Genomic DNA, 13,596 nt, shown 5'->3' on the forward strand with positions numbered 1-13,596 from the left:
CAACTCGCAGCATCCAGAAGAAGAGAGCCGACCAATGAAGATCAGCATCCGTAGAAGCAGGCGCGCCGCCGTGGCCGTCGCCCTGGGGTCCGTCCTCGCCCTCACCGCCACCGCCTGCGGCGACGACGGCAGCGGTGGTGGAGGGGACAAGGGGGCCGAGGGCTCCGGCAAGGGCGAGATCGTCTTCTGGGACAACAACGGCGGTGTCCGCACCGACATCTGGAAGGAGATCATCGCCGACTTCGAGAAGGCGAACCCGGACATCAAGGTCCAGTACGTGCCCATCGCCGCCACCGAGGTGCAGTCCAAGTACGACACCGCCATCCAGGGCGGCGGACTCCCGGACGTCGGCGGTGTCGGAGCCGCGATGCTCGCCGGGATCGCCGCGCAGGACGCGCTGGAACCGGTGGAGGACCGCCTCGCCAAGTCCTCGCTGAACGGCAAGCTCAACGAGGACATGGTCACGTCGGTCAAGGTGGCCGGCGGCTCCGACGAGCACATGTACTCGATCCCCACCTCCGCCAACAACGGCGTGCTGTACTACCGCACCGACCTGTTCAAGAAGGCGGGCCTGGAGGAGCCGACGAGCTGGGACGCCTTCTACGAGGCGGCCGAGAAGCTCACCAACTCCGGCAAGAACGAGTTCGGTTACACCATCCGCGGTGGCGCCGGGTCGATCGCGCAGGCCCTGGACGCGATGTACGGGCAGAGCGGGATCACCGAGTTCTGGGACGGCGACAGGACCACCCTCAACGACCCGAAGAACGTCGAGGCGCTGGAGAAGTACGCGGCGCTCTACAAGAAGGTCACCCCGGCCGCCGACCTCAACAACGACTTCACCAAGATGGTCGCGCAGTGGGACTCCGGCACCATCGGCATGCTCAACCACAACCTGGGCTCCTACCAGGACCATGTGAAGGCGCTCGGCGTCGAGAAGTTCCGGGGCATCCCGCAGCCCGTCGGCCCCTCCGGCAAGCGCGTCCAGGTGTCCAACCCGGTCGACGGGCTCGGCCTGTTCAAGAGCTCCAAGAACAAGGACGCCGCCTGGAAGTTCATCGAGTTCGCCGCCTCGCACGAGTCGAACTCGAAGTGGAACGAGTCGGCGGGCGCCATCCCGTCCAACACCGAGGCCGCGAAGGACGCCTGGATCAATGAGGCCGAGCCCACCAAGCTCGCCGCCGCCGCGCTGAACGACGGCTCCACCAGCATCGTCCAGCTCCCGTACTACCTGCCGGACTGGAACACCATCTCCAAGGCCGACAACGAGCCGAACTTCCAGAAGGTCCTGCTCGGGAAGATGAGCGCGAAGGACTTCCTCGACACGGTCGCCGAGCAGCTCAACGAGGCGCAGGCCGAGTGGAACGAGCAGAAGAAGTCCTGACGGCCCGGGGCCCGTTGTCCGTGGGGGGCTGCACACGCAGGCCCCCACGCCCCCGGCCCACGACAAGAAAGTAGGGCAGCCTCATGTCGCTGACCCGCAGACAGGTGGCCGGTGCCGCTCTCGTCACCGCCGCCGCCGTACCCCTGACCTTCGGTACCGCCCACGCCGGTGAGCACCGCCGGCGGACCGTCTTCATCGCCGGTGACTCCACCGCCGCCCAGAAATACGCCGACGCCGCGCCCGAGACCGGGTGGGGCATGGCCCTTCCCTTCTTCCTGCACAGGCAGCTCGATGTCGCCAACCACGCGGTCAACGGCCGCAGTTCGAAGAGCTTCGTGGACGAGGGGCGGCTGGCCGCCCTGCTCGCGGCCGTACGGCCCGGGGACCTCCTGCTGATCCAGTTCGCGCACAACGACGAGAAGACCGAGGACCCCACCCGTTACACCGAGCCCTGGACCACGTACCAGGACCACCTGCGCCTGTACATCGAGGGCGCCCGCTCCCGCGGGGCCCGGCCGGTGCTGGCCACCGCCGTGGAGCGACGGAGGTTCGACGCCGAGGGCAACGCCCGCCCCAGCCACGGCGAGTACCCGGCGGCGATGCGCGCCCTCGCCGCACAGGAGCGGGTCGCGCTGCTCGACATCCAGGCGCTGTCACTGGAGCTGTGGCAGTCGCTGGGCGTCGAGGAGACCAAGAAGTACTTCAACTGGACCGCCACCGAGCAGGACAACACGCACTTCAACCCGCCCGGCGCCATCGAGGTCGCGCGGCTCGTGGCACGGGAGCTGCTGCGCGCCCGGGTACTGCGCGTACGGGACGTACGACGGCTGGGGGACGCGATCCCGGAGTCCTGGATCAGCTGGCCCGACGCCGTGGCCTGAGCACGAACCGAGCCCCGTCGCCGAGGGGCCCGGCCGAACCGAATCCCCACCTCTGAGAGAAGAGAGCCGCATTCATGCGCACACAGATATGGCATGGGCATGCCATGAAGAGAACCGCCGTACTCGCCGGCTGTGTCTCGCTCGTCCTCGGGATCACCGGCGCCGGAGCGGTCCAGGCCCGGCCGCACCACCACGACCCCGCGCGGGATGTCCTCCCCGCCGGGGACGGCTGGGCGTCGGAGGGCGCCGGGACCACCGGCGGCTCGGCCGCCACCAAGGACCGCGTGTACACGGTCTCCACCTGGGCCGAGTTCAAGGCCGCCCTCGCCGAGGAGGGCACCGCGCCCCGCATCATCAAGGTCAAGGGCGCGATCGACGCCGTCTCCGAGGGCTGCGACGCGCTGGCCGTCGAGGGCTACGACTTCCAGCAGTACCTCGCCGACTACGACCCCGCAGTCTGGGGCCACGACACCCCGGTCAGCGGTGAGCAGGAGGATCTGCGGGCCGCGTCCGCCGCCAACCAGGACCGGATGATCAAGGCCGAGGTGCCCGCCAACACCACCATCGTGGGCGTCGGCCGGGACGCCGGGATCCGCGGCGGCAGCCTCCAGATCAAGGGCGTCGACAATGTGATCGTCCGGAACCTCACCATCGAGGCCCCCGTCGACTGCTTCCCGCAGTGGGACCCCACCGACGACAACAAGACCGGTGCCTGGAACTCCGAGTACGACGGTGTCGTCGTCTACGGCTCCACCCATGTGTGGATCGACCACAACACGCTCACCGACGGCCGCTATCCCGACAGTTCGCTGCCCGAGTACTTCGGCAAGGTCTACCAGCAGCACGACGGACTGCTGGACGTGGTGCGCGGCGCCAACTACGTGACGGTGTCCTGGAATTCGTTCAACGACCACGACAAGACCATGCTGATCGGCAACAGCGACGGCGCGGGCGCCACCGACACCGGAAAGCTCAAGGTCACCCTCCACCACAACCGCTTCGAGGGCATCGTGGAGCGGGCGCCGCGGGTCCGCTTCGGCCAGGTCGACTCGTACAACAACCACTTCGTCGTCACCAAGGGCCAGAAGTTCGGCTACGTCTTCGGCATCGGCGCCAACTCGCAGCTGTACGCCAGCCACAACGCCCTCACACTGGCGCCCGGCGTCAGTGTCGGCAAGGTGCTGAAGAAGTGGAGCGAGGCGCCGCTGACCGCCGAGCACAACTACGTCAACGGCAGGCTCACCGACCTGATCGCCGTCCACAACGCGGAGATCCCCGCCGAGACCCTCCAGTCCGGCGCGGGCTGGACGCCCAGCCTGCGCACCAAGGTCGACCACCCGAAGGCCGTCCCCGGCATCGTCGACCACCGCGCGGGCGCCGGCCGCGTCTGCTGACCCCCGCCACGGCCGGGGCGCGCCGCCGCCCCGGCCGCACCCGGAAGGAGCGCACCGCATGCACCTCCCCCTGTCCAGAAGGGGCTTCCTGCTGGCGGGCGCCGGAGCCGCCGTCGCCCTCGCCGCCCCGCCCGCCCAGGCGGCCCCGCGCCGCCGCCCGTTCGGCCGCTACGGCTCACCCGCCGCCCGCCTCACCCCGGGCACCCTCTACGTCGACCCGCACGGCCGCGGCGACCACACCACCGTCCAGGCCGCCGTCACCGCGGCCACCGGAACCGCCCGCACCCTGGTCCTGGCGCCCGGCACCTACCGCGAGACCGTCAGTGTGGACGCCACCCGCACCGACATGACCTGGCTCGGCGCCGGGGACGACCCGCGGGACGTCGTCATCGTGTACGACAACGCCGCCGGCACCCCCAAGCCCGACGGCTCCGGCACCTACGGCACCTCCGGCTCGGCCACCACCACCGTGCGCGCCGACGGATTCACCGCCCACCGGATCACCTTCGCCAACGACTGGCTGCGCGCCGACCACCCCGGGGTCACCGGCACCCAGGCCGTCGCGCTCAAGGTCATGGGCGACCGCTCGGCCTTCCACCACTGCCGTTTCCTCGGCCACCAGGACACCCTGTACGCCGACACGGGCGCGCTCTCCGTCTTCGCCCGCCAGTACTTCGCGCACTGCTATGCCGAGGGTGACGTCGACTTCGTCTTCGGCCGGGCCACGGCGGTCTTCGAGCACTGCCACTTCCGTACGCTGACCCGCACCGACCTCGCGTCGGCGCCGTACGGTTTCGTCTTCGCGCCCTCCACGGCGGGCGCCAACCCGCTCGGCTACCTGGTCACCAGGGGCCGGGTGACCAGCGAGGCCCCGGACGGCCACTACAAGCTCGCCCGGCCGTGGGTGCCCAGTTCCGACACCACGGCCCGTCCTATGCTCACCGTCCGGGACACCTGGCTCGGCCCCGGCATCGACGCGGTCGCGCCCTACGCCAACATGTCCAGCTCCTTCCCCTGGCAGGAGCAGCGGTTCGCGGAGTACCGCAACACCGGCCCCGGAGCGCGGATCACCGTCCCGGAGAACCGCCCCCAACTCACCGCCGAACAGGCCGCGTCGGCGCACCGCGCGGCCTGGCTCGGGGACTGGGAGCCCTGGACGGAGGACTGCTAGCGCCCGCGTGCGGGGCCGGCCGACTCCAGCGTCGGCACCAGCGCGAGCAGGCGCTTGTACTCGGCCCGCGTCACCGGGATCACCGTGCCGTGCGTCACTCCTGTGTGGGGGTGGTGGATTCTGTTGGAAGGCGCCCCCGCCGGTCGTCACCGGCGGGGGCGCTTCATCTGCTGACCGAGGGGGGCTCTGGCCAGCAGGTCCGGGAAACTCAGTCGTACGTCAGATCAGACGCTGAGAAGAGGCACGACGTTGCGTCCGGACCGACACCGATCTGCTGGGGCTCGGCACCGGTGTTGTTGCCCTGGAAGCGGACGCAGGTCTTGATCTTCTTGCCGCTGTCGCCGTGGATGCGGACCTTGCGCAGCGCGGCGGTGTCCCCGTAGTTGGAGTTGACGCCGACGATCGAGTTCATCGGAGCGGTGACATCCACGTCGTTGATGATGATCGTGCGCTCGTACTGCGTGGAGCAGTTGCCGCAGGAGCGCACCAGCTTGCCCGAGTTCGCCACCTGGAACTTGCTCACGACCAGCTTGCCCGCGCCGTTGAACTGCAGGACCTTGTCCTCCGCGTTCTTCGCGCCGCCGCCGTAGACCGTGTACACCGACGAGGCGGACTTGCCCTTGAAGGTGGCCGCGTCCTCGCCGACGTCCAGCCACCACACGTTCTGCAGCGTGCACGAGCCCGAGCAGTGCACGCCTCGGCGGCCGGGGTGCCGATGATCACGTTCTTCAGGACCGCGCCGTCGGCCAGCTTGAACACCGGGTCCTGGCCCTCGTCCTGGCTGTCGCCGCCGAGCGCGCCAGTGCCGTAGAACTTCTTGTAGCCGCTGTCGAAGGTGCCCGAGACATTGATCGTGCTGCTCACGGCCTGGCTGCCCTTGGCGGTGGGCCAGGAGGAGGCGGCGCCCGCGGAGGACAGCATCGTCGTGGTGACGATCGCCGCGCCGGTGAGACCGAGCGCCGAGGCCCCGGCGATCACGGCCCGCCGCCGGGTGGTCCCGCGGCGGTGGCGGACGCGCTGTTCGGCTGGTGCAGTCATGCCCATTCCTTGCTTGACATCCTCCCCCTCTTAAAGAGGGGGATTCCAACCCAGGTGGGCTGAGGTTCACGGACGTTCGACCGCTGTGTGGGCGGTGTCGTCCCTCCGGCACCGGCTGTCCGCCGGGGGCGGGGAATCCCGCCCTGTCCTGCCGCGACGTTGGTTGCTGCATTGGTGTCCGCGTTGCAGGTGAAGCCGCAGGAGGAACAGACGAACTCGGCTTGGCTCTTGCGCGAGTTCTTGTCGATCCATCCGCAGGCGCTGCACCGCAGGCTGGTGTACGGGGCTGGTACGTCTTCGACCCGGCCGGGTGCTTTGTGCTCGGCGCGCTGCCGCAGCAGGCCCCAGCCCTGGGCGAGGATGGCCCGGTTGAGGCCGGACTTCTGCGCCACGTTCTTGCCGGGCTGCTCGACGGTTCCCTTCGCCGAGCGGGTCATGTTCTTGATGTTCAGCTTCTCGAAGCGGATCAGGTCGTAGGTGCGGGCGAGCATGGTGCTGGTCTTCTCGCACCAGTCCTTACGCCGGTCTGCTTCGCGGGCCTTGAGCCGGGCGACCTTGGCGTACTCGGCCGCTTTCTCGGGACTGCTCTTCTTCGCCCGCGCCGCGCGCCGCTCGTGCTTGCGGATCTGGGCGCGCTCGCGGGTGGTGAGCTGCGGGCAGTTGAGGGTGCGGCCGTCCGACAGTGCAGCGGTGATCTTGATGCCCCGGTCGATACCGATGACCTCGCCCGTGCCGGGCGCGGGGGTCGGCTCGGGGGTGACGGCGAAGGCGATGTGCCACTGGCCGTTACGGAAGGTGACGCGGAACGTTTTCGCGTCGGGCAGCACCGCGCTCTTGCCCTTGGCGCTGAGGCGGAAACGGACCCAGCCGCAGCCGGGCACCTTCACCTGCGCCCACCTGCGGTTGAGCTTCTGCATGACGACGGACCGGCTCATGACCTGCTTGCCGGTCTTCGCGTTCAGCTTCGGCGTACCGTCCTCGTTGCACTCGGGTACACGGTCGGTGCCGATGACGCGAAAGCCCTCGTGACGGAACTTCTTGCGCCAGGTCGGCTCACCGAACCCCGAGGTGAAGCGGGCGTTCTTGGCCTTGGCGAAGTCCTTGAGCGCCTGCTGCTGCACGTCCGCGTTCCCGGCACCCAGCCACTCGTTCTCACGCCGGGCCTCGGTGAGCTGGCGGCACTGTTCCGCGAAACCGGGGGCGGACTTGCGCCACCGGCGCCAGTGTGAGTGCTGTTCGACGGCGAGGTTCCACACGTACCGGGCGTGCGCGCAGTGCAAGAGCATCTGCTCTTCCTGCTCGCGCGTCGGGTACATCCGGAATCTCGACATGGCCCCACTCTAGGGCCAGAATTGATGCATGATCAAGCTGAACCTTCGACTTCCTGACGACCTGTACGACGCTGCCAAGGCACGCGCCGCCGCTGATGACCGCTCCCTGAACTCCTGGCTGGTCGCCGTAGTGCGACGCGCAGTCGAATCCTCCGAGACACCGAATCGCCCTGACGGCGATTCGGCTACCCCTGCCCCGCTACGCGGGAGCGGGCATTCACCCCGGCCCTGAAGGACCGGGCCCTGCCCGGAGACAAGGTGGGGAGGTGTTCCTTGCACTGCCTGGTTGCCGCAGGCGCGAAATGGGTTGCCGCGTTCCGGGAAATTTCTCAGCCGGTCACGAGCCGCCACCGGAGTCGTCGTCCTCGTGCCGGGCGAAGTCGCCCGCCACGGACAGCACTTCGTCACCGGCGCGGGCGGTCGCCGTGTACCCGTCGGCCCCCGCGTCCCGGCCGCCGCGCTCGTGGTCGTACTGCCCCGCGAACACCCACTCGCCCGCCGGGACCGTACGGCCCTTCTTCAGGGTCCAGGTGTAGACGAGGAAGCCGTCCCGCTCGCCGACCGACAGCTCGAAGTCGTCCTCGGGCAGTGAGCGCCAGGCGCCGGTGGAGGTCACCCCGCCGGTCTGCGCCACCTTCAGCTCGACGGTCAGCCCGGTCAGCTTCTCGTCGGTCTTCAGGGTGACATTGCTCTGCGCCCAGAACTCGTTGCTGTGCGGGTCGACCGAGCCGTCCGACCACAGGGGGCCGTCCTCCTCGCCCGCGGCCGGCGGCCTCGCGGTCTGCGTCGGCGGCGCCGTGGTGGCGGGCGGGCTCGGTTTGCCGGACTCCTTCGAGGGCGCCCGCGTCGGATCGGGCGTGGGGTCCGGCGGGAGGGGGGCGCGGCTGGTGGCGTCCGGGGACGGGGTGGGCGTGGGGGAGGTGGCCACGGTCTGCTGCGGGGGGTCCTCCTTCACCGCCGAGGCCACCGCGTAGCCACCCACCGCGAGGACTCCGGCGACCGCCGCCGTGGCCCCGGCCACCCGCAGCCAGCCGAGCGCCGGGGGCCTGGTCGCGCGGTGGTCGGGGCGGGCCTCCTCGGACATACCGCGCTCGATCCGGGCCAGCATCCGCTCGCGGTCCGGCTCGTGCGCCGCGGCCGCCTCCCGCAGCCGGGCGCGCAGTTCGTCGTGCACGTCCCGCCGCATCGTCATCGGTCCCTTCCCGCGGTGTCGCCGGAGCGAGCCATCGCCGCCTGCATCCTGAGCGGTGCGGCCTGCGGGCCGAGCAGTCGCTGCAGTTCCGCCATTCCCTTCGAGGTCTGGCTCTTCACCGTACCCACCGAGACACCGAGGGCCAGCGCGGTGTCCTTCTCGGAGAGGTCGAAGGCGTGCCGCAGCACCACACAGGCCCGTTTGCGGAACGGCAGTCTACGCAGCGCCTCCTGCACATCGACGACGCCCGCGACATCGGGGTTCTCGGTCCGCTCCTCGCGGTGCGACCAGAACAGGGCGATCCGGCGCCGCTCGCGCACCGCGCTGCGGATCCGGGTGCGGGCCAGGTTGGCGACCACGCCGCGGGCGTAGGCGACGGGATGGTCGGCCGCGCGGACCCGGTCCCAGCGGTGCCACAGCGCCAGCAGGGCGTCCGCCGCCAGATCGTCGGCGGCGTCCGCCTCGCCGGTCAACAGGTGTGCCAGGCGGGAGAGTTCGGCGAAGTGCCGTTCGAAGAAGGCATGGAACTCCGCGGAGGCTGCGTCGTCGACGACTGTGCCCACGGGCGACTACTCCTGCCTGTGAGTCGGTGCCAAGGACCGGCGTGTGGAGGACCTGTGGCCGTCCGGCGATCTTCCGGTCGAGATTGCGGAAGCGTAGCAGTAAGCGCGTACTTCATTCGTACGGGGCTTCGAACGGTGGCTGGTTCGGCCTTGCTTGAACTGCGCTGATTCCGTAACACGGGGAAAACCTGAACTCGGTTCAACAGGGGAACAATCCAGCCAGCATCCGCGCACCGATCATTCCGCTACGGGAGCCACAGCCATGTCCGAGAGCCAGCAGACCGCCGACAAGCCAAGTGGTCCAACCCCGGCCACCAGCAGCCTCGACCGCTTCTTCAGGATCTCCGAACGAGGGTCCACCTACGGCCGTGAGATACGCGGTGGCTTCGCCACGTTCTTCACCATGGCCTACATCCTTGTCCTGAACCCCATCATCCTGGGCAGCGCCAAGGACAAGTTCGGCGACACCCTCGACCCGGTCCAACTCACCACCGTCACCGCCCTGGTGGCCGCGGTGATGACGGTCATCATGGGCGTCGGCGGCAACCTGCCGCTGGCGCTCGCGGCCGGCCTCGGCATCAACGCCGTCGTCGCCTTCCAGATCGCCCCGCTGATGAGCTGGGACGACGCGATGGGCCTGGTCGTCCTCGAAGGACTGCTGATCTGCGTCCTGGTCGTCACCGGGCTGCGCGAGGCCGTCATGCACGCCATCCCGCAGCAGCTCAAGCAGGCGATCAGCGTCGGCATCGGTCTTTTCATCGCCTTCATCGGCTTCGTCGACGCCGGTTTCGTCACCCGTATCCCGGACGCGGCCAACACCACGGTCCCGGTGCAGCTCGGCGGCACCGGAAGCCTCTCGGGCTGGCCGATCCTGGTGTTCTGCCTCGGAGTTCTGCTGACCATCGGGCTGCTCGCCCGCAAGGTCAAGGGCGCCATCCTGATCAGCATCGTCGTGATGACCGCCGTCGCCCTCGTCATCAACGCGATCGCCGACATCAAGAGCTGGGGCCTGACCACACCGGAGTGGCCCGACAAGCTCGTCGACACCCCCGACTTCGGACTGCTCGGCGAGTTCAGCCTGTTCGGCGCGTTCGGCGAGACCACCGTCATCACCGTCGTGCTGCTCGTCTTCACCCTGGTGCTCTCCGACTTCTTCGACACCATGGGCACGGTCGTCGGCGTCAGCGCCGAGGCCGGACTCCTGGACGAGCAGGGCAAGGTCCCGCACCTGGGCCGGGTGCTGCTCATCGACGGCGCCGCGGCCGTCGCGGGCGGCGCCGCCTCCTCGTCCTCGGCGACCTCCTACATCGAGTCGGCGGCCGGTGTCGGCGAGGGCGCCCGCACCGGCTTCGCAAACCTCGTCACCGGCGGCCTGTTCGCCCTCGCGCTGTTCTTCACCCCGCTGCTCACCATCGTCCCGCTGCAGGCCGCCGCGCCCGCCCTGGTCGCCGTCGGCTTCCTGATGATGACCCAGGTCAGGCACATCGACTGGGACAAGTACGAGATCGCCATCCCGGCCTTCCTGACCATCGCCGTGATGCCGTTCACGTACTCCATCACCAACGGCATCGGCGCGGGCTTCGTCGCCTACGTGCTGATCAAGACGGTGCTGGGCAAGGCGAAGGAGGTCCACTGGCTGCTGTGGGGGACCTCGGCCCTGTTCCTGGTCTACTTCGCCATCGACCCGATCGAGCAGCTCCTCGGCGTCAAGTAGCCCGCGGGGGCGGCCCTCACCTGTCGAGGGCCGCCTCCATCATCGCCTTCGCCACCGGCGCCGCCAGCCCGTTGCCGCTGACCTCGGAGCGGGCCGCGCCGGACTCCTCCACGATCACCGCGACGGCGACCTCCTGGTCCCCGGACTTGGCGTAGGAGGTGAACCAGGCGTACGGCGTCTTGCTGTTGTTCTCGCCGTGCTGGGCCGTACCCGTCTTGCCGCCGACCGTCGCGCCGTCGATCCGCGCGTTGGTGCCGGTGCCCTCGGAGACCACCGTCTCCATCGCCGAGCGCAGCTCCTCGGCCGTGGACTCGCTGACGATCCGCTCGCTGTCCGCGTCCTCGTCGTAGTCCCGCAGCACATCGCCGCCGCCGTCGGTCACCTGGGACACCATGTGCGGCGAAACCAGCTCACCGCCGTTGGCGATCGCCGCCGACACCATCGCCATCTGAAGCGGCGTCGCCGTCACGTCGAACTGCCCGATCCCGGTCAGCGCGGTCTGCGCGTCGTCCATGCCGGACGGGTACACGCTGGCGTACGCGCGCACCGGCACGTCCTGCTCCTCGTCGTTGAAGCCGAACTTCTCGGCCATCGCCTTCACCTTGTCCTGGCCCAGGTCGTAGGCCATCTTCGCGAAGACGTTGTTGCACGAGTACTGCAGCGCCACCCGGATCGAGGCGTTCTCGCAGGGCGCCGACGCGTTCTCGTTCTTCAGCACCGTCCGCGTGCCCGGCAGGGTGTACGGGTCGGGGCTGTCGGTCTTCTCGTCCACCGAGCCGTACAGCCCGTCCTCCAGCGCCGCCGCGGCGACGACCAGCTTGAACGTGGAGCCCGGCGCCACCGGCTGCCGCAGCGCGCGGTTGGTGAGCGGCTTGTCGGGGTCGTCGTTGAGCTTCTTCCAGGCGGCCCCTGCCGTGTTGGCGTCGGTCAGCGAGGACGGGTCGTACGACGGGGTCGAGGCGACCGCCAGGATCTTCCCGGTCCTCGGGTCGATGGCGACGGCGGCGCCCTTCTTGTCGCCGAGCGCCTTGTACGCCGCCTTCTGCACGGCCGGGTCGATCGTGGTGATCACATTGCCCGGGTCGGCCCGCTTGTCGGTCACCGTGTCCAGCACGGTCTTCAGCCGGGAGTCCGTGCCGTTGAGGAGGTCCCGGTAGATGCCCTCCAGCTGGGTCGGCGCGTACGCCTGCGAGGCGTAGCCCGTCACCGCCGCGTACAGCTCGCCGTCGGTGTAGGTGCGCTTGAAGGCGAGATCGCTGCCCTTCGTCCGTGCCGAGCCGGTGATCGCCTCACCGGCCACGACGATGTTCCCCAGCGGTGCCGCGTACGTCTCGATCGCGTTCCGCCGGTTGTCGTTGTCGTCCGCCAGCGCCCCGGCTTCGTAGAACTGCACCCAGGTGGCCCTGACCAGCAGGGCCAGCACCATGAGCAGCGTGAAGACGGAAGCGCGCCTGATCGTCTTGTTCATCCCATGGGAGGGACGGAGGGCGGGGGTGAAACGTTCCGCTTGTGCGGCTTTCTCATCGAGTGTTCATGAACCCGGCCTCGTACGCGGCGATCACCGCCTGGGTGCGGTCCCGGCTGCCGGTCTTCGCCAGAACGGCCGCCACGTGGGACTTCACGGTGGCCGGGCCGACCTCCATGCGCCCAGCGATCTCCGCGTTGGTCAGCCCGGCGGCCATCAGCCGCAGCACCTCGCTCTCCCGCCCGGTGAGCCGGGCCACCCAGGCCGGCGGCGCGGGGTGCGCCCGCGCGTGCTCGGCCGCGAGGGCGCGCACGGCCGCCGGGAACAGCAGGGTGTCGCTGCGCGCGACCAGCCGTACGGCTTGCACCAGGGCGTCGGCGTCGGCCCGCTTGAGCAGGAACCCGGCGGCTCCGGCGCGCAGGGCGTCGTACACGTAGGAGTCGTTCTCGAAGGTCGTCACGACCACGATCCGGGGCGGCTCGTCGAGCGTGCCGAGGATCTGCTCGGTGGCCCGGATGCCGTCGATCTCCGGCATCCGCACGTCCATGAGCACGACATCCGGCGCCCGCTCCCGCACCACGGCCACTGCCTCTGCCCCGGTGGCCGCCTCCCCGACGACCTCCATGTCCGCCTCGGCGGAGAGGATGGCGCGCAGCGCGGTGCGGACCATGAGCTCGTCGTCGGCCAGGACGACGCGGATGGGTGGGCGGGGGGTCATACCGGTCCTTTCGCGGGGTCTGTCTCGCGGGCTTTATGGGGTTCTGTGCAGCGGCAGGCGCACCCGCAGCCGCCAGACGCCGTCGGCGGCGCCCGCCTCGGCCGTACCGCCCAGCAGCCGGGCCCGGTCCGCGATGCCGCGCAGACCGTGGCCACCGCCCGGGCGGCACGGGGAGGCGGAGCCGAGGGGGTTCTCCAGGGTGATGTCCAGGCACCCGTCCGCGACCTCGATCCGCAGATCCACGGTGACCCGGTCGCCCCCGTGCCTGAGCGCGTTGCTCAGGCCCTCCTGGACGATGCGGTAGGCCTCCCGGGACACCACCGGGGGCAGTGCTTCCGTTTCGGTGTCCACCCGGGCCGTCACGCGCAGGCCGCCCGCCCGCGTACGACGCAGGAGTCCGTCCAGGTCGGCGGAGAGGGTCGGCGCGGGTGCCTTGCCGGGGGCGTCGTCCTCCCGCAGCACCCCCAGTACGGCGTCCAGTTCACCGACCGTGCGCCGCGTGGTCTCCTCGATCGCGGCCAGCGCCTCCCGGACGAACTCCGGGTCGCTGTCCAGGAGCCGGCGGGCCGCGCTCGCCTGGAGGGTCACGGCGCTCAGGGCGTGGCCCACGGAGTCGTGCAGCTCGCGGGCGAGCCGGTTGCGCACGGCCAGGTCGGCGGCGCGTTCCTCGGCCGCCGCGAGCCGGTCCGCCGGGGTGGGCCCGAGCAGCGCCGGGGCCCAGCGGGCGAGCAGGGTCCCGGCGACGGCC

Annotated in this window: 12 protein-coding genes and 1 pseudogene; 6 read left to right on the forward strand and 7 right to left on the reverse strand. The window is 70.0% G+C overall.

What is annotated here, in order from left to right:
• The first annotated feature begins 34 nt into the window (after nucleotides 1–34).
• The 4 genes from GA0115233_RS32450 to GA0115233_RS32465 all read left to right on the forward strand — a co-directional run bounded on the left by GA0115233_RS32450 (nucleotide 35) and on the right by GA0115233_RS32465 (nucleotide 4,827).
• Nucleotides 35–1,381, forward strand: a complete 1,347-nt coding sequence (locus GA0115233_RS32450; protein WP_093723910.1) for an ABC transporter substrate-binding protein — start codon at nucleotides 35–37, stop codon at nucleotides 1,379–1,381.
• Nucleotides 1,382–1,464: 83 nt separating this feature from the next.
• The gene (locus tag GA0115233_RS32455; protein ID WP_093723911.1) at nucleotides 1,465–2,262 is read left to right on the forward strand and encodes a rhamnogalacturonan acetylesterase; all 798 of its coding nucleotides are present in this window, start codon (nucleotides 1,465–1,467) and stop codon (nucleotides 2,260–2,262) included.
• Nucleotides 2,263–2,336: 74 nt separating this feature from the next.
• Complete coding sequence (locus GA0115233_RS32460; RefSeq protein WP_093723912.1) at nucleotides 2,337–3,656, forward strand: pectate lyase family protein; 1,320 nt, start codon at nucleotides 2,337–2,339, stop codon at nucleotides 3,654–3,656.
• Between the two features lie 58 nt (nucleotides 3,657–3,714).
• Complete coding sequence (locus tag GA0115233_RS32465; protein ID WP_093723913.1) at nucleotides 3,715–4,827, forward strand: pectinesterase family protein; 1,113 nt, start codon at nucleotides 3,715–3,717, stop codon at nucleotides 4,825–4,827.
• A 208-nt stretch (nucleotides 4,828–5,035) separates the two neighbouring features.
• Here GA0115233_RS32465 and GA0115233_RS32470 read toward each other — a convergent pair.
• Both GA0115233_RS32470 and GA0115233_RS32475 read right to left on the reverse strand, forming a co-directional pair.
• A pseudogene (locus GA0115233_RS32470) lies at nucleotides 5,036–5,865 on the reverse strand (pectate lyase).
• The gene (locus GA0115233_RS32475; protein WP_093723914.1) at nucleotides 5,862–7,196 is read right to left on the reverse strand and encodes an RNA-guided endonuclease InsQ/TnpB family protein; all 1,335 of its coding nucleotides are present in this window, start codon (nucleotides 7,194–7,196) and stop codon (nucleotides 5,862–5,864) included. Before GA0115233_RS32475 ends, GA0115233_RS32470 begins: the two are co-directional and overlap by 4 nt.
• A gap of 28 nt (nucleotides 7,197–7,224) precedes the next feature.
• Here GA0115233_RS32475 and GA0115233_RS32480 point away from each other — a divergent pair, with 28 nt between their 5' ends.
• Nucleotides 7,225–7,428 carry an Arc family DNA-binding protein gene (locus GA0115233_RS32480; protein WP_093723915.1) on the forward strand — a complete coding sequence of 68 codons (204 nt, stop codon included), beginning with the start codon at nucleotides 7,225–7,227 and terminating at the stop codon, nucleotides 7,426–7,428.
• A gap of 105 nt (nucleotides 7,429–7,533) precedes the next feature.
• Here the strand turns inward: GA0115233_RS32480 and GA0115233_RS32485 are convergent, their stop codons facing one another.
• Nucleotides 7,534–8,388 (reverse strand): hypothetical protein, encoded by an 855-nt coding sequence (locus tag GA0115233_RS32485; RefSeq protein WP_093723916.1) that lies wholly within the window; start codon nucleotides 8,386–8,388, stop codon nucleotides 7,534–7,536.
• Entirely contained in the window at nucleotides 8,385–8,951 is a 567-nt protein-coding gene (locus GA0115233_RS32490; RefSeq protein ID WP_093723917.1) for a SigE family RNA polymerase sigma factor, read from the reverse strand. Before GA0115233_RS32490 ends, GA0115233_RS32485 begins: the two co-directional genes overlap by 4 nt.
• A gap of 262 nt (nucleotides 8,952–9,213) precedes the next feature.
• Here GA0115233_RS32490 and GA0115233_RS32495 point away from each other — a divergent pair, with 262 nt between their 5' ends.
• Nucleotides 9,214–10,665: an NCS2 family permease gene (locus GA0115233_RS32495; protein ID WP_093723918.1), complete on the forward strand. Its 1,452-nt coding sequence runs from the start codon at nucleotides 9,214–9,216 to the stop codon at nucleotides 10,663–10,665.
• Nucleotides 10,666–10,681: 16 nt separating this feature from the next.
• On the opposite strand, the gene GA0115233_RS32500 is transcribed toward GA0115233_RS32495, so the two are convergent.
• The 3 genes from GA0115233_RS32500 to GA0115233_RS32510 all read right to left on the reverse strand — a co-directional run.
• Nucleotides 10,682–12,133 (reverse strand): peptidoglycan D,D-transpeptidase FtsI family protein, encoded by a 1,452-nt coding sequence (locus tag GA0115233_RS32500; protein ID WP_093723919.1) that lies wholly within the window; start codon nucleotides 12,131–12,133, stop codon nucleotides 10,682–10,684.
• 52 nt (nucleotides 12,134–12,185) lie between these two features.
• Nucleotides 12,186–12,848 carry a response regulator transcription factor gene (locus GA0115233_RS32505; protein WP_093723920.1) on the reverse strand — a complete coding sequence of 221 codons (663 nt, stop codon included), beginning with the start codon at nucleotides 12,846–12,848 and terminating at the stop codon, nucleotides 12,186–12,188.
• Between the two features lie 33 nt (nucleotides 12,849–12,881).
• A partial coding sequence (locus GA0115233_RS32510) for a sensor histidine kinase (protein ID WP_255310430.1) occupies nucleotides 12,882–13,596 on the reverse strand: 715 nt, incomplete at its 5' end.

Origin of the sequence: Streptomyces sp. DI166, from assembly GCF_900091315.1 — a bacterium.
In the GTDB taxonomy this organism is placed as follows: Bacteria; Actinomycetota; Actinomycetes; order Streptomycetales; family Streptomycetaceae; genus Streptomyces; species Streptomyces fuscus.

Excerpts from the sequence above, each read along its gene's own strand:
- GA0115233_RS32450 (WP_093723910.1), top strand. The coding sequence starts at position 35 with ATGAAGATCAGCATCCGTAGAAGCAGGCGCGCCGCCGTGGCCGTCGCC.
- GA0115233_RS32455 (WP_093723911.1), top strand. The coding sequence starts at position 1,465 with ATGTCGCTGACCCGCAGACAGGTGGCCGGTGCCGCTCTCGTCACCGCC.
- GA0115233_RS32460 (WP_093723912.1), top strand. The coding sequence starts at position 2,337 with ATGCGCACACAGATATGGCATGGGCATGCCATGAAGAGAACCGCCGTA.
- GA0115233_RS32465 (WP_093723913.1), top strand. The coding sequence starts at position 3,715 with ATGCACCTCCCCCTGTCCAGAAGGGGCTTCCTGCTGGCGGGCGCCGGA.
- GA0115233_RS32475 (WP_093723914.1), bottom strand. The coding sequence starts at position 7,196 with ATGTCGAGATTCCGGATGTACCCGACGCGCGAGCAGGAAGAGCAGATG.
- GA0115233_RS32480 (WP_093723915.1), top strand. The coding sequence starts at position 7,225 with ATGATCAAGCTGAACCTTCGACTTCCTGACGACCTGTACGACGCTGCC.
- GA0115233_RS32485 (WP_093723916.1), bottom strand. The coding sequence starts at position 8,388 with ATGACGATGCGGCGGGACGTGCACGACGAACTGCGCGCCCGGCTGCGG.
- GA0115233_RS32495 (WP_093723918.1), top strand. The coding sequence starts at position 9,214 with ATGTCCGAGAGCCAGCAGACCGCCGACAAGCCAAGTGGTCCAACCCCG.
- GA0115233_RS32500 (WP_093723919.1), bottom strand. The coding sequence starts at position 12,133 with ATGAACAAGACGATCAGGCGCGCTTCCGTCTTCACGCTGCTCATGGTG.
- GA0115233_RS32505 (WP_093723920.1), bottom strand. The coding sequence starts at position 12,848 with ATGACCCCCCGCCCACCCATCCGCGTCGTCCTGGCCGACGACGAGCTC.